The sequence below is a fragment of the Croceitalea marina genome, from assembly GCF_042684265.1.
In the GTDB taxonomy this organism is placed as follows: Bacteria; Bacteroidota; Bacteroidia; order Flavobacteriales; family Flavobacteriaceae; genus Croceitalea; species Croceitalea marina.
In genome coordinates, this window is sequence record NZ_JBHULB010000007.1 from 553,661 (window position 1) to 572,804 (window position 19,144).

At 36.2% G+C, this 19,144-nt stretch carries 14 protein-coding genes; 6 read left to right on the forward strand and 8 right to left on the reverse strand.

Annotation, left to right across the window (positions count from 1 at the left end; translation table 11 throughout):
* Positions 1-56: 56 nt before the first annotated feature.
* A complete protein-coding gene (locus ACFSQJ_RS06535) occupies positions 57-719 on the forward strand; it encodes a ComF family protein (RefSeq protein WP_377766152.1) in 663 nt (220 codons plus the stop codon).
* Between the two features lie 88 nt (positions 720-807).
* A complete protein-coding gene (locus ACFSQJ_RS06540; RefSeq protein ID WP_377766153.1) occupies positions 808-2,427 on the forward strand; it encodes an Ig-like domain-containing protein in 1,620 nt (539 codons plus the stop codon).
* Here ACFSQJ_RS06540 and ACFSQJ_RS06545 read toward each other — a convergent pair.
* Entirely contained in the window at positions 2,414-3,187 is a 774-nt protein-coding gene (locus ACFSQJ_RS06545) for an amidohydrolase (RefSeq protein ID WP_377766248.1), read from the reverse strand. The two genes, ACFSQJ_RS06540 and ACFSQJ_RS06545, sit on opposite strands and share 14 nt — an antisense overlap.
* 4 nt (positions 3,188-3,191) lie before the next feature.
* Complete coding sequence (locus tag ACFSQJ_RS06550; RefSeq protein ID WP_377766154.1) at positions 3,192-3,671, reverse strand: ankyrin repeat domain-containing protein; 480 nt, start codon at positions 3,669-3,671, stop codon at positions 3,192-3,194.
* Positions 3,672-3,853: 182 nt separating this feature from the next.
* On the opposite strand from ACFSQJ_RS06550, the gene ACFSQJ_RS06555 reads away from it, so the two are divergent.
* On the forward strand, positions 3,854-6,034 hold the full coding sequence (locus ACFSQJ_RS06555) for a PAS domain S-box protein (RefSeq protein WP_377766155.1): 2,181 nt from the start codon (positions 3,854-3,856) through the stop codon (positions 6,032-6,034).
* Between the two features lie 2 nt (positions 6,035-6,036).
* Entirely contained in the window at positions 6,037-6,438 is a 402-nt protein-coding gene (locus tag ACFSQJ_RS06560; RefSeq protein WP_377766156.1) for a response regulator, read from the forward strand.
* A 30-nt stretch (positions 6,439-6,468) separates the two neighbouring features.
* Here the strand turns inward: ACFSQJ_RS06560 and ACFSQJ_RS06565 are convergent, their stop codons facing one another.
* The gene (locus tag ACFSQJ_RS06565; protein WP_377766157.1) at positions 6,469-7,830 is read right to left on the reverse strand and encodes a DUF5689 domain-containing protein; all 1,362 of its coding nucleotides are present in this window, start codon (positions 7,828-7,830) and stop codon (positions 6,469-6,471) included.
* A gap of 28 nt (positions 7,831-7,858) precedes the next feature.
* Positions 7,859-10,582: a TonB-dependent receptor gene (locus tag ACFSQJ_RS06570; RefSeq protein WP_377766158.1), complete on the reverse strand. Its 2,724-nt coding sequence runs from the start codon at positions 10,580-10,582 to the stop codon at positions 7,859-7,861.
* Between the two features lie 96 nt (positions 10,583-10,678).
* On the opposite strand from ACFSQJ_RS06570, the gene ACFSQJ_RS06575 reads away from it, so the two are divergent.
* Both ACFSQJ_RS06575 and ACFSQJ_RS06580 read left to right on the forward strand, forming a co-directional pair.
* Entirely contained in the window at positions 10,679-11,716 is a 1,038-nt protein-coding gene (locus tag ACFSQJ_RS06575; protein WP_377766159.1) for an endonuclease/exonuclease/phosphatase family protein, read from the forward strand.
* Positions 11,717-11,769: 53 nt separating this feature from the next.
* The gene (locus ACFSQJ_RS06580) at positions 11,770-12,282 is read left to right on the forward strand and encodes a hypothetical protein (protein WP_377766160.1); all 513 of its coding nucleotides are present in this window, start codon (positions 11,770-11,772) and stop codon (positions 12,280-12,282) included.
* Here ACFSQJ_RS06580 and ACFSQJ_RS06585 read toward each other — a convergent pair whose 3' ends face one another.
* The 4 genes from ACFSQJ_RS06585 to ACFSQJ_RS06600 all read right to left on the reverse strand — a co-directional run bounded on the left by ACFSQJ_RS06585 (position 12,283) and on the right by ACFSQJ_RS06600 (position 19,143).
* Positions 12,283-12,720 carry a hypothetical protein gene (locus ACFSQJ_RS06585; RefSeq protein WP_377766161.1) on the reverse strand — a complete coding sequence of 146 codons (438 nt, stop codon included), beginning with the start codon at positions 12,718-12,720 and terminating at the stop codon, positions 12,283-12,285.
* A gap of 92 nt (positions 12,721-12,812) precedes the next feature.
* Positions 12,813-16,073 (reverse strand): TonB-dependent receptor, encoded by a 3,261-nt coding sequence (locus ACFSQJ_RS06590; RefSeq protein ID WP_377766162.1) that lies wholly within the window; start codon positions 16,071-16,073, stop codon positions 12,813-12,815.
* 156 nt (positions 16,074-16,229) lie between these two features.
* Entirely contained in the window at positions 16,230-17,867 is a 1,638-nt protein-coding gene (pgi, locus tag ACFSQJ_RS06595; protein WP_377766163.1) for a glucose-6-phosphate isomerase, read from the reverse strand.
* A complete protein-coding gene (locus ACFSQJ_RS06600) occupies positions 17,833-19,143 on the reverse strand; it encodes a peptidoglycan DD-metalloendopeptidase family protein (RefSeq protein WP_377766164.1) in 1,311 nt (436 codons plus the stop codon). Before ACFSQJ_RS06600 ends, pgi begins: the two co-directional genes overlap by 35 nt.
* Between the last annotated feature and the right edge of the window lies 1 nt (position 19,144).

Below are 19,144 nucleotides of genomic sequence, written 5' to 3' on the forward strand. Positions count from 1 at the left end.
AAGATTTGACAAACTACAGGCTTTCAAAGATAATAAACGATATTAACTACGTCCTATTGCCACAGGTCTGTTTTGGATGTAATACACAATTATACGGAGGAGAGCACATTCTGTGTACCGTTTGTCGAAATGATTTGCCGATTACCGATTATAACTTCCTAAAAGAGAACGCAGTAGACCGAATTTTTTATGGGAGAATTCCTGTTAAAAAAGCAAGTTCCCTCCTTTTCTTCTCACAAAATGGTATCGTAAAACAACTTTTACACCATTTAAAATATAAAAATCAAGAACAGATTGGTGAATTTTTAGGTGATTGGTATGGCGAAATCTTAAAAGAACAAGGCGGGTTAGAAGATATTGATGCCATAATACCTGTTCCATTACACCACAAAAAACTTAAAAAAAGAGGCTATAATCAGGTGACCCTTTTTGGTGAGCGTTTATCGCATTATCTAAATGCCCCTTTTTTAAAATTCGTTCTAATAAAAACCGCCAACACCAAGACCTTGACCAAAAAGAATCGCTTTAACCGATGGCAAACCACAAAAGAACTCTATAAGATATCAGATTATGACTCTTTAAAAAATAAAAAGGTGCTATTGATCGATGACGTTATTACAACAGGTGCCACGATAGAAGCTTGCGGTTCGGCCCTTCTCAAAATTGAAGGTCTCGAACTTTATGTAGCGACAATGGCTGTAGTACCAAAGTATTCCTAAATATAAAATACCAAAGTTTTCTAAAATTGAAAGACATAAATTCTTTAATACTGCAAGATGTTGTTTATTTGTCTATCAATACGAGTTTATGCTTTTTTTGAAAAAGACTTTAAGTTTCCTTTTTCTGCTTTTAATGGCAACGGCACTTTGGCACTGCGCTCGACGTGGAACTCCTTCTGGTGGTGATAAAGATATTACCCCACCAAAACTGTTACGTTCAGACCCTGAAAACCTTAGTATAAACTTTAAGAAAAAGAGTATTCGACTTTATTTTGATGAGTATATTAAGTTAGAAGATGTTCAAAATCAACTTGTTGTTTCCCCCCCATTAAAAAATGTACCCGAGATTAAGCCTCAAGGTGTTGCCAGCAAATTCATCGAAATAACTTTTAAAGACACCTTAAGAGAAAACACTACGTACACCATCAATTTTGGGCAAAGCATAGTTGATAATAACGAAGGCAACCCAAATAGTTTTTTAACCTATGTGTTTTCTACAGGAGATTATATTGATTCGCTCTCGCTTTCAGGTGCAATTAAAGACGCTTATAAACGCACCGCAGAACAATTTGTAAGTGTTATGCTTTATGAAATAGACAGTATTTATAACGATTCGACCATATACAAATACCCACCTAATTATATTACCAATACGCTAGACAGTCTACCACTTTTTTCTTTAAAAAACCTAAAATCTGGCGAATACGCATTAGTGGCCATTAAAGATGAAGGAAAGAATAATGTTTTTGATCAGCGAAGCGATAAAATTGGTTTTGTCACAGATACCATAAGTCTACCGACCGATAGCATTTATTTACTTAATCTGTTCAAGGAAATTCCCGACTACAGTATATCCGTACCTAGTTATGTGGCCAAAAACCATATTATTTTTGGCTATCAAGGTCTGAGAAAGGATTTTAAAATTGAACCATTGACCGTTTTGCCCGATTCTGTAAGAACCAGAATGACCAAGGATAGGGAAAAAGATACTATCGACTACTGGTTAACGCCCACAGATTTAGACTCTATTATTTTCACGGTTACAAATGAGAATATCGGCCTCATTGACACTTTTACGGTAAAAACAAGGAAACTCGGACTAGATTCACTAAAAATTACGCCGAGCCAAAGTGGCAAACTGAATTTTTACGATAAATTTCATGTTTTGGCAAATACCCCAATTGTAAAGATTGACACAAGTAAAATTGGTATTTTAGATAAAGACACTATACAGACGCCTTTTACGCTAAAACTGGATACGATAAAGAATAAGTTGGATTTTAACTTTGAAATTGTGGACAATCAAAAATATAGCGTCGTTTTATTGCCCGGTGCAATTGAAGATTTTTTTGGTATGCAAAACGACACTTTGGTGACCAATCTTTCCACTGGAGGATATGCAGACTATGGTAATTTAACATTAAATCTTTCTGGAGAGGCGACTTACCCCTTAATTGTTGAACTTACCGATGAAAAGGGAGGCTTAGAACGGTCAATTTTTGCCGAACAACCCCAAATCTTCGAGTTTAATAATCTAGAACCAAAAAATTACCGAATCAGAATTATTCTTGACAACAATGGTAATGGCAAATGGGATACCGGAAGCTACCTGCAAAAGTTGCAACCAGAAGTAGTGAAATACTACCCTGATCTAATTGAAATAAGGGCAAACTGGGAGAAGAACGAAACCTTTGTTATAACAAATTAAAGTCATCCCTATCTTGAAGGAATTTTAACTTATCCCGGTTAGTTTTTAAATGTTCTTTTGAAAGTGATACATATAAAATTTCTTCTCTTTCGGAAAACGCCAATTGCTTGCCCAAGGCATCATACGCACTCGAATGGCCTGAATAGTCATGCCCCAAACCATCTAAACCTATTCTATTGACACCAATAGAATAACTCATGTTTTCGATTGCCCTTGCTTTTAATAAGGTGTCCCAAGCTTCTGCTCTAGGTTTGGGCCAGTTGGCAACATAGAGCAAAACATCATAGTCTTCCGTATTTCTGGCCCAAACAGGAAAACGAAGATCATAGCAAATTAGGGGGCAAATTTTAAATCCTTTGTAATCCACTATTAATTTTTTTTCTCCCGCTTTATAAACCTCATGCTCCCCTGCCAATGTAAATGTGTGCTTCTTATCATACCTATGAACTTTTCCGTCTGGCTGAACAAAAAATAGCCGGTTATAAAAATGCGCGCCCTCTTTAAAAACAATACTGCCGACAATTGCTACTTGTCGCTTTGAAGCTGCAAACTTCATCCATGCCAAGGTTTTTTCTCCTTCGTGTTCATCAATATTTTTTGGATTCATGGTAAACCCGGTTGTAAACATCTCAGGTAATACGATGATATCGGTTTCAGAAGAAATCGAATCGAATTTTTCAGAAAAAGCTTTTCTGTTAGCCTCTGGATTTTCCCAAAATAAGTGGCATTGGAATAATGCAATATGAAGTTCTTCTTCAATCATATTAAAAATATTCTTCAAGAAGTCTGATCATCGACTGAGCCCCCTGTTCTTTTGCATAATTTAATGCAGTATTACCTCTATTATCTTTGGCATTTATATCCGCTCCATGCTCCAACAATATTTTGGCAATCTCCAAACGATTAAAAGTAGCCGCATAAATTAGGCAAGAGGCTCCCATCGCATTAGTATGATTAACTGCTGCTCCAGATTGGATCAGCATTTTTGCAATCTGATCAAATCCTTTAAAACATACTCCCATTAAAGGCGTATTACCAGACCCGTCTTCCTCATCAACTTTTGCTCCTTTTTTAATAAGCAACTCGGCAATGGAGTAGTGGTTATAATATGTCGCTAAAATAAGTGCCGTAGAACCTCTATTATCTTTAGCTTCAACAAGTTTAGGAGTTTCTGTAATTAGTTTTTCAACAATTTTTAAATCTCCATTTCGTATTCCGTTAAAAAAATATTCTATCTCATCCATTATAGCAGAAAGATATAAAAAACTTCTAGCTATCTACAATCATATTTCACATCCCAACCGAAGTAAATAGATTACCGCCCAGAAATAATCTTCAAATAAAAACGTTATTTCTTTACAATTAATGAGTATTTTCTTACTTTACTAAAAAAATTATTGGCCAACACTTCTAAACAAAAAAGCAAGTGGATACAAACTTCTCAATATTAACTAAAATACCCCTTGCAATAGCTATACTAGACCAAGAAAATATTTTTATTGAGTGTTCAGACCAATGGACAGAGCAATTCAATAAAAAGAGAAGTGATTTAATAGGTTACAATTTTCTTCAGGTTTTTTCCTGGGGTAGCTCTGAATTAGCTACCATTTTAAACGCTAAATTAAAAAGAGAAGCCCTAATATCTGGTAGTGAGCAGATTATTAAGAACAAAAAAAAACTCTGGTTCGATTGGAAAGTACAATCTCTTATACACAACAAAGTAAAATATAAATACTTAACACTTAAAGATGTCACAAGGGCCAAGAAACTAGATGATTTAATTGACAAAACAGGTAAAGTAGCAAGAATAGGGTATTGGGAGATAGAACTAGAAAGTAAAACCTTGATATGGTCAGATATTACCAAAGAAATTCACGAAACAACGAAAGACTATAAGCCTACTTTAGAGGAAGGAATTAATTTTTATAAAGAAGGGGAACATCGAGATCATATATCAAAACTGGTAAATTCTGCAATCACAACTGGGGAACCATGGGATACAGAACTCATAATAGTAACGGTAAATGGAAAAGAAATATGGGTAAGGGCCAAGGGTGAAGTAGAAAGAATAGACGGAGAACCTGTGCGTATTTTCGGCACTTTTCAAGATATTAATGAAAAAAAGAGGGCCGAATTAAAGTTCAATGAGACTTCTGAACGTTTAGCACTTGCAACAAAGGAAGCCAAAATAGGAATTTGGCAGTATAACGTTGCAGAAAACCAATTGATATGGGATGATAATATGTTCACATTATATGGCATAAAGCGAGAAGATTTCTTGGGTGCGGTCGATGCTTGGGAAAAAAGTATTCATCCAGATGATAAAGAACGAGGAAAGAAGGAGTTAGAAATGGCCATTAGTGGCGAACAAGAGTTCGATACCACTTTTAGAATTATAAAACCAAACGGCAATATAATCCATATCAAAGCCCTTGCCACGGTCAAAAGAGATAATGAGGGCAATCCTTTAACAATGTTAGGCACAAACTGGGATGTCACGGACTTGAAAACCACACAGCTTCAATTGCAACGTAGTGAAGAATCTTTTGTTGGAGCTTTTGAAAATTCATCTATAGGTATGGCTCTGGTAGGTCTTGATGGAAGGTGGATGCAAGTAAACACCAGTTTATGTGAAAGCCTGGGCTACAGTAAAGAAGAACTTTTAAAGCTTTCCTTTAAGGAAATTACACATACAGAAGATCTTGAAAAAGGTATGGATGAAATGTATGATCTTGTAAAAGGAAAAAAAGAAAGTTTTCAATTAAACAAGCGATATATACACAAAAAAGGTCATGCGATCCATGCTTTTTTAACTGTCACTAGAGTTGGCAACATAGATGGTAAGACTTCTCATTTTATAGCACAGGTTGCTGATTTAACTCAAATGGTCATAAATAAGGAAAAGCTTAGAGATGTCTTAAAACTTACTAGAGAGCAAAATCAAAGTCTTCTTAACTTTGCTCATATTGTCGCCCATAACTTAAGATCACATTCTGGTAATATTACCATGCTTTCCGATTTTCTTAGAAAAGAAAAGGCTTCTAAAGAGATTGTCGAACTCACAACCATGTTAAAATCAGCTTCTGAAGGGCTTGCCGAAACTATTAGTCATTTGAATGATGTTGTGCAGGTTCGAACAACTACCGAAGAAAAAATGACCCCAACGGGTTTAGAAAAATGCATTTTGGGAACAATCCGTAACATAGAAGCCCAGATTAACGAGCTTAATCCACTACTAAAAATAAACGTCAAAAAAGAACATTTAGTTAATGTAGTTCCGGCGTATTTGGATAGTATATTTCTAAATTTATTTACAAATGCACTAAAATATTGTTCGAACAAACGTAGGTTAGAAATTGAGGTTACTTCAAAAATTATTAATAATGAAATCGTAGTAAAGTTTAAGGACAATGGGCTTGGTTTAGATCTTGGTCGTTACGGCAATCGTGTTTTTGGCATGTTTAAAACCTTTCATAATCATAAAGACGCAAAAGGTATCGGTCTTTTTATTACAAAAAACCAGATAGAGGCTATGAGAGGCAAAATAGAAATAGAAAGTGTTGTAGACGTTGGAACCTTATTTACCATGAGATTTGAGAAAGCATAATTATGAAAAAAATTAATTCTGCCTGCATAATTGATGATGACGATATTTTTATCTATGGTACCCGTAGATTCATGGAAGAAGTAAGCTTTTGCGAAGACATTATAGTTTTTAAGAATGGGAAAGAAGCTATTGATGGTATGGAAAATTATCTAGCAGAAGGTAAAAATTTGCCAGAAATTATCTTTTTGGATATTAATATGCCCATAATGAATGGGTGGGATTTTTTAGAGGAATTTACCAAAATTCCAAACCTAAATAAGGATAAAGTACAGCTTTATATCGTGAGCTCGTCGGTTGATCCGTTTGACCTTCAGCGGGCAAAACAATTTGAATTAGTATATAAATATATTCTTAAGCCTATATTGCCTAAACAGCTCAACGAAATATTGGAGGCAATAGATTAATAAACTAGACCACTTACCATTTGTAAATTTTTATTCTCTCATACCTGGAGTAAAATCTTCAGGCGCATTTTGGGGCATATTTATTGTTCCATTGCCACCTGTGTCATTAAAAATAGTCCATTCTGAAAAGGTGTATATTGAACTTGCTTGAACGACTTCTAAATTTCTAAAGGCTCTACCGTCTTCAAATTCGTGATTTGTACCTGAGCCATCTTCACCTATCACTCCAAATACATCGATTACGGTACCGAACGGGTCAACCAATTCTAGATTATCATCTCCATTAGAATCTGCCGGGCTATTTGTAGAGACCGCTATGTCTGGTAAAAAACCATATACCAATTCAAACTCGGCACCGTTTGGTGAAATTAGTAAAGTACTTCTGGCCTCGATGATATTGCCAGTTAAATCTATGGTTGAACTTATTTCTGTGTTCGCATTGGTATACCTTCTAAGCGTCCATCCATTTAAATCTAAAGGTTCATCATCGACATTATACAACTCTACAAAGCGAGCCCCTGCATTGTTGTTTGGATCCGCCAATTCTGAAATAAAGATAGATGTAGATGTAAATTCGGTTACCGGTTCTACGCAGCGTTCATTTTCAAAATTTAAGTCTTCTAAACTTCTAACCGCTAATTTAAAATCATCTCCCTCCTGCAATAAAACGCCTATGATTCTTCCGTTATTTTCTGGGAGTATCTCTGATTGAAAATCAGCAAATCCAGAGTTGAGCATTAGCAATTCATTGCCTTTGCAATCTGTTACTATTCGTTCGGTTTCTTCCCTAACTTCAGCAAATGGAAGTCCAAAATCAGCAATTCTAAATTCCAGACTATCTATCTGCACAAGCGTATTGACCAAGGTTTCATTTAAATCTTGAATAGCGGTTACTTTCGGTGTAATGGTAGCGGAATCTTCGCAACTTAGAAAAATATGCTCAGGTATTTTCAATGCTGGCAGTCTTCCGACCATAGTAGTTCCGAAAGCAGCAAATGTTCCACCTAGTTTAAAGACTCCTTTGCTTTGCCCTAGATAAAGGCCTTTAAGTTTGATGATTATTTTGCTGCCAACTTCAAAAAATAAATGAGATTCTCTTAAATCAACTTCAATTTGAAATCCTTCAGTTGGATTGCTAGGGTTATCTTGAAAATGAAGAACACTGAAAAAATTACCTGATTTATCAGACGATATTACATAGCCTTCAATAACCAAATCTTCTTGAATCTGAAGCAGTTCTCCGTTATACAATTCCTTTATCTGAGAAAATGAGGCATTGACAACTAAATCGTCTGAACAAGCATTGGAAATCGCATTAAATTCTGTATTCTTAACACAAGAATTTATGAGAAAAAGCAACATTGGTATCAGAAAAGTTATTTGCCTGTTCATTCTTTTTTAAACTTAAGCTTTATTCATTTCAAAAACTGACTGCCAGATTTAGAAAATACGTTCTACCGAACCCGTACCAATACTTTGGCGCAAAAGACGGATTGTCTCTTAAACTATCTTGTTGTAGCTGCCCAAAGTTGCCATTTCTACTTTGCTCATAGCCTCCAGTTCTAAATACAGCATCAAAAGCATTATTAATACTCATAAATATGCTTATATACTTACCATCTATTAACCATGATTTTCCGCCCACCAGATTCAGTAAGTAAAAATCATCAAGTCTAGACTGTTTTAAAAGACTATCAACATTTTCTTGTGTGGCGTTGGGGAAAGCCTCGCCAGTTTCTGGGTCTAGAAAAAAGCTTTGCGTTCTCGTAATCGTAGAAATATTGGCATAATTGTTACCTAAATAATTTGCCGTAGCGGCAATCCACCAATATTTTGGGTCGCGGTACTCCACCCCTAGAGCAAAAGCCTTTTGAGGACCTTGGGACAATTTATAGTCCTTTATATTTGCTGCGCCTAAATCTATATTCCCTGAAATATCCAAAACCTCTTCTTCTGCCCCAGCAGTGTCAAAATTTATGGTGACCGACGGATTACTAGCGTATAAATATTTTGCAACATTGGCAACTGCTGAAAGTTTTACCTGCGATGAAAGTTGATATTCTAGGCCAAGCTCAACACCTGCGTGTAATCTATCCAAATCTGTAAGAACCTCTTGTACGAAATCTGAGCCTACCCCAGAATCTACAAAAAAGAAATTGATATCCGTTGTATTCTGAAATCGAGTATAGAAGGCCGATAGTCTGCCTGTTAAATCGGGTAGTCGCAAAAAATAGTTGATGTCAAGCGTTGAAACTGTTTCGTTCTCAATATTGGGCACTACTGCATTGTTCTCCCTTGGGTTAATAAATACATTTTGTAAAACTGGCGCTCTTTGAATATAAGCTGCATTTGTTTCTATCCAATGTCTTCCAGATATTTTATAGGTTACACCTCCTTTCAAACCCAAGTTTGAAAAATCAACGACTTCACTTTCACCGCTAGAGTTTTCAACGAATCTTTCGTTCTGAAAGATTCCTGTTCTTTGATAACTCGTTTTTGAAATTTCGCCAGAAACAAAACCTTGCCAGCTATTCTTCTCAAATCCGAACTGTGTAAAAGCATTTAATAGCGTTGCATCTATTTCATAGTTGTAATTGAAAATATCTTTCTCTGTTTTCTTAAGAGAGCCGTTTCTGTCGTTCTGGGTATTCGAAAAAGGGTCGATGTCCTCATGAAAATCAGCGCCTAATAAATCCTGAATTTCAGCATAATTGTTTGAATTTAATTTTTGATAGTTGACACCAAAATCAAGTTTAAAACCTGAATTCAAATTTAGGTTTGCCGCAGTTGAAAATGAAATTTGCCGGTCATCAACAGTGTCGTTGTAATAGACATAAGCAGCCTTTCCATTAGAATTCGCCTGATACAAGTTTGCCCAATTGACTTGTCCGTTTCTTAAAAACCCTTCACGGGCAAGCGCCGCATTTGTAAAGTCGGCCCCTATTGGGTTATTGATATAAAAACTTGGCAAATACCTATAATAAATCGGCTCTGGATTTGGGGCATTAAAATAGCCTAACCTGCTACGGGCATTTGTTCCGAATTGATATGCCAAACCGCTGATTATATTTAATTTTTCAGACTTAAAATGATGATTGAACATTACAATCGGTTCAGAAATATTTCGCTCTCTAGAATTTCTAATAGCTCCATTTTGCTCTCCCCAATAAGGATTGTACTTATTACCGACCAACTCAAATACTTCCTCTGTAATTGCCGAAGAACGCCCACGTCTATTTTTTGCCAATATGCTTGTGAGCACAATACTATTCTCATCGTTAAGCTCATATTCCATTGCTCCAAAGAAAGAATAGGCATCGTATAAAGTTCCATCTATATAGCCTTCTTTAGCCCATCTTCTTGACGCAGAAAAAGAATACGAAAGCCCATTGCCATTTGTTCTAGAAATATACGTCGCCATTAAACGACCCGCATAAGTTCTATTTGAAGCAGAGGTCGACAAACGAATACCCGGTCTAAATTTAGAAGGCCGCATATCAATGTTCGTATTTCCTAATATTCCCCCGAAAGTATAGTCAGAAGGAGTTAATCCATTTGTGAATTGTTGATTTCTGATTACATCATTAAGACCCCCCCAATTATTCCATTGCGGACGGCCGTCAAAAAACTTGTTCATCCGAATTCCGTTAATAAGTACCTGTCCGTTTCTAGAATCGTAACCCCGTACCCTAAAGAAAGCCTGACCAAAATCAAAAGCTGCCCTATTCAGAAAAACATCTCTTGTTGCCTGCAGAATACCAGCAGACAAGGAGACTGTTTCGTCGTCATCCGACAAATCAGATTCCGTAAGAGTAATCAAATTATCCGTTTGTTCGACTGTTATATCACTGCTCAAGGAAATTAAACCCAAGTCTAAACTTTGTCCTTCTAAAACAATAGGTACGCGTTTAGTATCGAAATAGGGAGCTGAAATACGAAGAATATAAGCTCCTTTTAATAAGGTAACCATTTCAAAAAGACCTTTGTCATTTGATAAGCTTGTCTCGCTAGTGCCCTCAATTGATACTAAAGCTTCTTTTAGAGGAGTACTCGTGCCTTCTTTTTGTAAGCTTCCGAAAAGACGAGTCGGTTCTTGTGCATAAACCAATGATGTTACACAAAAAAGAATGAAAAATAAGCGCATACAAATGGCAATCTGTACTTTAATGATACCTAAAATGTAAGAAATTCCTTGGACTTAGAATAAAAATTTGAAATGTTACCTTATTTTTATTTTACAATGAGAGTTCTATTATTCCTAATAACAAGTATTCCCCTTTTAGTTTTTAGTCAAGCTAAAAAGACCTTTAAAGTAAAAACTATTGCCTTTTACAATGTTGAAAATCTATTTGACATTGTTAATGACACATTGATTTTTGATGATGAAAGAACTCCTGAAGGGAGTTACAAATGGACCCAAAAACGTTACGAAAAGAAAATTGAAAATATTTCTAAAGTACTTTCTGAAATTGGAAAAAATCCAGCTAAAACCTCACCGGATATTATCGGCTTATGCGAAGTAGAAAATAAAAATGTACTCAATGATTTGGTACAGCATAAAAATCTCAAACAAAACGATTATGGAATCATCCATTTAGACTCTCCGGATGAAAGAGGTATAGATGTCGCCTTGTTGTACAAGAAAGCTTCATTTCTACCCACTTCTTTCAAAAGCCATAGACTACTCTTATTTAATGAAGAAGGTTATAGAGATTATACTAGAGACCAACTTGTTGTCAATGGCCTTTTAGATGGAGAATTAATATTCTTTATCGTGAATCATTGGCCATCTAGAAGTGGCGGTGAAGCTCGCAGTAAACCCTATAGAAGAAAAGCGGCAGAATTGAACAGAAGAATAATTGATTCTATTCAAGATGTAGACCCTGATGCCAAGATTATTAGTATGGGAGATTTTAATGACGACCCTCGAGATACAAGTTTTAAAAAAGTATTGAAAACCAAAGGAAAAATAAAACAATTGGATAGTCTGTCTTTATTCAACCCCATGGAAAAACTTTTTAGAAATGGCGTCGGCACTTTGGCCTACAGGGACAAATGGAATCTGTTCGACCAGTTCTTTTTTACATCAAACCTTATTGATAAAGAAAAAGATGAATACTCTTTTTGGAAGGCTGGCGTATTTGCCCCACCGTATTTAAAAACTGCAAGCGGCAGATACAAAAGCTATCCTTATAGAACCTATGTGGGCAAAACATACCAAGGTGGCTATGCCGATCATTTTCCTATATATCTATATCTCATAAAAGCATATAAATAATTGTGTGCCTTACGCAACGCTGCAAACTTTTTGCATCTTGTGAGAAAAGAGTTATGAAAAAAGTAGGCTTGTATTTAATCGCCTTTTTGGTCAGTATCTCATGTAACCTAAGTGATGATGGTGTACCATGTGCTTTGCCCGATGGCAGTAGTGTTGATATCATTGTCCAGTCGATGTATATAGAATTGGTAGACGCCAATGGAACAAATCTCATTGCTAACGATACCTACCCTGGGCTTGACATTAGTGCGGAGAAAGATGGTTTCATTATCCGCCCTGTCGTTTTTGACGAATCTCAAATACCTAACCTGCCAAAATCGGTTAAAGATATTATCGTTTTAGAGCTTTTAGGCCCAGAAGGAGAAAATACTTGGGTTTTAAAACTAAATGAAAACGAAAACGATACCTTAGCAATCGATCTAAAACATGGCAATGCCGACGAATGTGGGTTGTTTTTACTGGAAGTATTGTCAGCGACCTATAATGGTGTCCAACAAAATGTTGAACCTTTTGCCGTGTTTGATACGGACTCTAAAATCGACTTTAAAATTACCGTAGTTAAATAATTAGTTAAACCATTGAGACCATGGAATACGGCTTAAAATCAATAAAAGGCCAAGTCCGTAGAATATGGCAATACTTTTAAATTTAGCAGCATCTTCTGTTTTCTTTTTATGGCGAGACCATCCTATAGTAATTAAAGCAAGTGCTATAATATTTATTAATGGATGCTCCAATGCCAATAAACGTGTCGGAGCATTAAGATTACCCATGCCAAGAGTTTGTATGGCCTTTAACCCATTTGCTGAGGTAAAGTATAAAATCAAACCTACCAATAGTTGAATGTGACTTAAAATAAGTGCAAAAAGGCTTACCCTTAAATCCTTGTCAAATTTAAACTCCTTTTTACCCAACCAACCCGAAAGTGCGTTTAAAACTGCTAAAATTAATATTGCAAGAACAACATAAGCAAGATAAGAATGAAGGTTTTGTATAATTTCCATAGTCTATGTTTGATGCTTAAAAGTACGAATTCTTTAAAAATAAAAAACCCCGCAATTGCGGGGTTTTAAATTCGATTTAATTGTGAGTTTGCTTAGTTGAAAATGTATCTAACACCCAACTGCGCTTGCCACCTTGAAGATTGAAGACCAAAATCATCAATTTCTTCAATATTTGGTGTTCCATCAGCATTATAAGCTCCTGAATTTATGTCAAATGTAGGAGTTCCTCCAGAAGTTGAAACTGTGGTTAGAGGATTTACATTGTTTCTGATAAACTTTCTTTGTCCCCAATTCTTATTCAACAGATTCGTAAAGTTAAAAATATCCGCGGATAATTGAAGCGTATGGGTTTTTTCACCAAATTTAAGTGAGAAATCTTGTAGTAATTTAAAATCAACTACATGGCTCCATGGTCCTCTTACTGCGTTACGCTCCGCATAACTTCCTCTGTTTTCATTTAGGTAATCAATGCTACTAATAAAAGTATCTAGTTGTTGCCATTTAGCGGCTTGTTCAGAAGCATCTCCAGAGAATTGAATCTCGCCCGCATCTCTTGGAATATAAATTAACGCATTATCACGTGAATCATCATTTAGTAAATCTCTAGTATCTCTATAGGTAAAGCTATAAGGTCCACTTTGCACACCTTCGTAGAAAAGAGCGACTGTTGTCTTAACATTATCATTCCACTTAAACTCATAAGACGCATTCGCTGTTATTCTATTACCTAAAGCAAAGTCTGACCTTGAAACTGGTATGTCAGAGTTCTTACCATTTACTGTTTGAATGTTTCTCCATTGCGAACTGTTTTGAGAAGATGTACCATCAAAAATCTTGTTAGATTCCCCATAGGTATACGAAACAGAACCTGCAAAACCATTTTCAAAAGGTTTTCTCAACGTGAAAGTAGCGTTTGTTGCATTACCTCCACCAGTATTAGAAGCTAAGATGATTCTGCCATAGGTATTGTCCAACAAGTCACCAAAACTTCTAGTATAAAATGGCCTGTTATCTGCTCCTTGATAATTACCTACCGATGCTGGTATATTCAAGTTTTCATAATAGATATCTGTAATAACATCAGTATACAAGAAATCTGCAGAAGCTATTAATCCCCAGAAAGGAAGCTTTTGATCTATTGCAATGTTATACTTCACTACCTGTGGTAATTTGAAATCCGCAGCAATTAAGTCAACATTTCCACTTAGACCACCCGTACCTGGCTCCACCGCTCTAGTTTGGTCATTAACATCTGGATTGAACTCAGTAACATTCGTGTTAAAGAAACCTGAGAATCCACCAGTAATACCATTATTGTTGTATGTACCACCTGGCCACACCAAAGGAAGTCTTGACGTAAATACCCCTAAACCACCTCTTATCTGGGTCGTTCTGTTTCCGTTAACATCCCAATTGAATCCTAAACGTGGAGAGAAAACCGCATTACTGATTTCTTGACCCACACGAGCACCTTGTAAATCTTTACCAGCAGCTTCTAAGATACCAACAGTTGTAGTATTGAAATCTTCATTTACAGGACCTGATTTCCAAACTGGAAGATCTATTCTCGCACCAAAGCTAAATTTAAAATCCTCGGTTACGTCAACATCATCTTGTATATAAAACCCAAACTGTGACGTTTTAAAATCTGCAGAACCATCTGATTCATCACCTACTGCAGTACCTCCTACCAAAGAATACCCATGTTGATATTCTTCAGGAGCCGAATTATTTAAAAATTGGTCCAAGGCAGAAGTTATCAGGTTTCCATCATCATCAGTTATATCCTCATAGTTGTAACTACCAAAGTTAAACGCAAAAAACAAGTTTTTGACATTTGCAAATTCGGCGTTCGCACCTAAAGTTACAGTATGTCTTCCAGCATAAATCTCAAAATTATTTGTGATTGTTAAATAATCTGTATTTAACAAGTTTGCTGTTGAGAAAGGTTCGGCTCCAAAATTGATGCTTCCATTTCCATCTTGAATACTAACCGTTGGAAAAGGATCACCAAGAGGATCACGATCATCACGAACCGCAGTATAACCAACTACCAAATTATTTGAAAATTTATTACCAAACCTAGAGTTCAATTCTAAAGCCGTTGAATTCGTATTAGATACAAAAGATTCTGAACCATTAAGGAATCCAATACCTCTATTTCCAGAATTACGAGCTTCCAAGTTATCTGCACCTACATAACTATGTCTCAACGATAAGTTATGATCTTGATTAATGTTCCAATCTAGCTTAGCAACCAAAGTATTGCTTTCTAAAGTTCTAGTATTATTATCAAAAATACCGATATCATATCCGTAAGTAGTATTAACAAAATTTCTAAGATTTGCCAAATCAGCTTCTGATGCACGCCCTGTATAATTACTAAAATTGAAGGGTTGCGGAGTTTCTGCTTCTCCTCTTTCGTAGTTTACGAAAAAGAATAACTTATCTTTTACCAGTGGACCGCCTAAACGAACGCCATAAGTGTTTGCAGAAAAGTCAGCTAGTTTCTGTCTTTCCTCATCATCACCTACCAAAGATGGTGGCGTTTTACCAGCTAAATCCTGATTTCTTGTGAAGAAATAAGCAGACCCCTTGAATTCATTTGAACCAGAACGTGTTACGGCATTTACTGAGCCACCTGAGAAACCAGATTGTCTTACATCAAAAGGTGCAATATTAATCTGGAATGTTTCAATTGCATCTACAGATAAGGGATTAACACCAGTTTGACCTCCATTTGTTCCAGATCCGGCTAGACCGAAAACATCATTGTTTACCGCACCATCAATGTAAATCGCATTATAACGGTTGTTTTGACCTGCAAGTGAAATAGAAAATCCGTCATCTCCTTCAGTTAATTGTGCTTGAGGCGTTAAACGAACAAAATCTGCTAAAGAACGTGAAGCTGCAGGCATTGTAGCAACTTGTCTTTGTGAGATATTGGTCTCAGTACCTGTTTTGTTTGATCCAAATACCCCATTAGAAACAGCAGTAACCACTACTTCGTCAAGTGCAGTAGCAGATTCTACCATTTGAGAGCTAATTCTGACTGTTGAACCAAGATTTAAATAGACACCTTCTTTGACATCTTCATTAAAACCAACATAAGAAATTGTTACCGTGTAAGGACCTCCGGTACGCATACCTGAGATTCGGTAGAAACCATCAAAATCTGTTGCAGCTCCATAAACAGTACCTGAAGGTGTGTGAACAGCAACAATACTTGCGCCAGGAAGGGGCTCCCCAGCATTGTCAGTTATCTTACCACCTATTGCAGATGTGGTAACCCCCTGTGAAAATGCTGTAACACCAATAAAAAGCGCTACAATAACCAAGTAAATTTTTTTCATTTGTTTTGAGTGTTTAATTGTTTTATTAGCTCTGCAAAAGTCTTGTTTTAAACTTTTTGCAGTGTTAAACTAACGTTAAGATATGTAATACGCAAAACTTGTTAAAAGCTTACTAGGCAATTGTTTATAACTAATCTGAGCTTGTTAAAAAGTGAATTAATTCTTAAATTTTTGTAAAAGTGTCATTGTAGAGGAATCATGATTACCGATATCTGAATTTTCAATATCCTTTAATGTGTTTTTGGCAAGTTGTTTGCCCAATTCTACACCCCATTGATCAAAACTAAATATGTTCCAAATAATCCCCTGAACAAAAATTTTATGCTCGTACATAGCTATTAAAGCCCCAAGGGTTTTCGGAGTAAGTTTTTCTATTAATATGGTATTGGTAGGTTTATTTCCTTCAAATACTTTAAAACTGGCCAACTTAGCAATAACGCCTTGTTCTAAACCATTGGATTTAAGTTCCGCTACTACTTCGGCTTTTGTTTTTCCGTTCATCAATGCTTCAGTTTGAGCAAAGAAATTGGCCATTAGTTTATTGTGATGATCCTTATTTCCATGTAAGGAATGCTTAAAACCGATAAAGTCGGTCGGAATCACTTTTGTTCCCTGATGAATTAATTGAAAGAATGCATGTTGTGAATTTGTGCCTGGTTCGCCCCAAATGATAGTACCTGTCTGGTAAGGGATTTCGTTTCCTTCACGATCAACACTTTTACCATTACTTTCCATTATCCCTTGCTGTAAGTATGCCGAAAAACGACCTAAATATTGGGTGTAAGGAATAATGGCTTCTGTTTCCGCACCGTAAAAATTATTATACCAAACACTTAACAGTGCCAGTATTACGGGGATATTTTCTTTGAAGTCAGCTTCTTTAAAATGGACATCCATTTCGTTAGCTCCTGCCAATAGTTCATCAAAATTTTCATACCCAACAGCTAGAGCGATTGATAAGCCTACAGCGCTCCATAGCGAAAAACGCCCCCCTACCCAATCCCACATAGGGAATACATTCTCTTGGACAATTCCGAATTCTTCAATCTTTTCGGTATTGGTCGACACCGCAGCAAAATGCGCAGCAATATCTTTTTGTGAGGCATATTTTAAAAACCACTCTTTAATCGTCGTGGCATTGCTAAGGGTTTCTTGCGTTGTAAAAGTTTTAGAAACAACAACAAATAAAGTGGTCTCTGCATTAAGTTCTTTAAGCACTTCATTTACATGGTCGCCATCAACATTACTTACAAAATGAAGCTTTAAATGATTTTTATAGAACTTAAGGGATTCCGTGACCATTGCCGGTCCGATATCTGAGCCTCCAATACCAATGTTTACGACATCTGTGAAAGCTTTTCCTGTAAATCCGGTTTTCTCACCTGATATAATAGCCTCGCTAAAAACTTTTACATGTTCTTTTACCCCATAAACTTCGGGCACCACATTAACTCCATCAACAAAAATTGTATCTCCCTTTTTAGCTCTTAAAGCTGTATGCAATACCGCTCTGCTTTCTGTTTGGTTTATTTTTTCACCTTCATAGTAGTTGTTGATAGCCTCTTTTAGATGCACCTCATCGGCCAGTTGCAGCAACAATGACAGGGTCTCATCAGTAATGCGGTTTTTTGAAAAATCTACGTAGAAATCTTTCCATTCAATAGCAAACTTTGCAGCTCTTTTGTGGTCTTGAAGAAATAAATCTTTTACCTGTTTTTCTTTTGAAGCTTCAAAGTGTGAAGCAAGTTCTGACCAAGCCTTAGTTGCTGTTGGGTTGATTTTGGGTAGTGTCATCTTGTTGGTTAAGTGTGATTAAATCTTCTTCTTGTTCTTTGGGTTCTTGATATTCAATACAATCTAACTGTGTCTTAATCGGTTCAATATGTTCTAAATAAGCGGTTCGTAAAGAATCGACTATTGGATCAGCTGAGGGTAATTTTTCTCGAAGAGGATCAACTTGCCTGCCATTTTTCCAAAAACGATAACAAACATGGGGGCCACCTGTATTGCCTGTCATACCTACCCATCCAATTACATCACCTTGCCTGACATATTCCCCCTTTTTTACCTTTTGAGCCTTCATATGCAAGTACTGCGTGCTATATATTCCATTGTGTTTTATCTTAACATACTTGCCGTTACCACCTCTTCTTCTAGACTCCGTTACGGTGCCATCTGCTGTAGCCACTATCGGGGTGCCGATTGCCGCTGCATAATCAGTGCCTTTATGAGGCCTAACTTTATAACCATAATAAGCAATTCGTCTTCTTAAATTATATCTTGAAGACAAGCGATAGTTAAATTTGATAGGCGCCTTTAAAAAAGTACTCCTAAGGTTATTTGCATCTTGGTCGTAATAATCTGTTAGGCTTTTTAAAGAATCTGCCACATACGGAAATGCGTAAATAGGCTTGCCCTTATGTTTAAAATAGGCTGCTTTTATAGGCCCAACGCCAGCATAAATAGAATCATTAATGTAGCGCTCATCATAAATAATTTTGAACTTATCCCCTTTTTCCAGCCTAAAGAAATCGATAGTCCAAGCATAAATATCGGCTAAATTCAAGGTCACATTATAGTCAACACCTAAAGAATCCATGTCAAGGGACAGTGAATTTCTAATTTGTCCTGCTATTTCCCGTTCCTTATAACTTACCCTTCTTTTACTCCTATAGACTTTTGCCGAATCTTGTAAGTCAAAAACAGTATAATTTATCTTGTCATTTTGATAAATGAATACTTGGGCCTTTTCTAAAGAATCTTTAGATTTTAAAATGAAATAGGGTTTGCCAACGTTAATCTTTCGAACATCGAAAGTATCTCTGAACTTTTCAGAAATGGTAATTACTTTTTCATAATCTACATTGTTCTTTAGCATTAATTGACCAAAACTATCACCGTTTCGAACAGTATCTTGAACAATGCTATACCCGTCAAAATCAAATCCGAACCGCTTTACTACTGGTTTCTCAACGGGCAATTGCGCAATCTCTTGTTGCTGTTCGGGTTTATCTTCTTTACAGGATATAAAAATGGCCAATGCCAAAAAAGCGCCCCAATATTTATGCATT

Coding starts and splice junctions, on each gene's coding strand:
- ACFSQJ_RS06540 (WP_377766153.1), top strand. CDS start 808: ATGCTTTTTTTGAAAAAGACTTTAAGTTTCCTTTTTCTGCTTTTAATG.
- ACFSQJ_RS06550 (WP_377766154.1), bottom strand. CDS start 3,671: ATGGATGAGATAGAATATTTTTTTAACGGAATACGAAATGGAGATTTA.
- ACFSQJ_RS06560 (WP_377766156.1), top strand. CDS start 6,037: ATGAAAAAAATTAATTCTGCCTGCATAATTGATGATGACGATATTTTT.
- ACFSQJ_RS06565 (WP_377766157.1), bottom strand. CDS start 7,830: ATGAACAGGCAAATAACTTTTCTGATACCAATGTTGCTTTTTCTCATA.
- ACFSQJ_RS06570 (WP_377766158.1), bottom strand. CDS start 10,582: ATGCGCTTATTTTTCATTCTTTTTTGTGTAACATCATTGGTTTATGCA.
- ACFSQJ_RS06575 (WP_377766159.1), top strand. CDS start 10,679: ATGAGAGTTCTATTATTCCTAATAACAAGTATTCCCCTTTTAGTTTTT.
- ACFSQJ_RS06580 (WP_377766160.1), top strand. CDS start 11,770: ATGAAAAAAGTAGGCTTGTATTTAATCGCCTTTTTGGTCAGTATCTCA.
- ACFSQJ_RS06585 (WP_377766161.1), bottom strand. CDS start 12,720: ATGGAAATTATACAAAACCTTCATTCTTATCTTGCTTATGTTGTTCTT.
- ACFSQJ_RS06590 (WP_377766162.1), bottom strand. CDS start 16,073: ATGAAAAAAATTTACTTGGTTATTGTAGCGCTTTTTATTGGTGTTACA.
- pgi (WP_377766163.1), bottom strand. CDS start 17,867: ATGACACTACCCAAAATCAACCCAACAGCAACTAAGGCTTGGTCAGAA.
- ACFSQJ_RS06600 (WP_377766164.1), bottom strand. CDS start 19,143: ATGCATAAATATTGGGGCGCTTTTTTGGCATTGGCCATTTTTATATCC.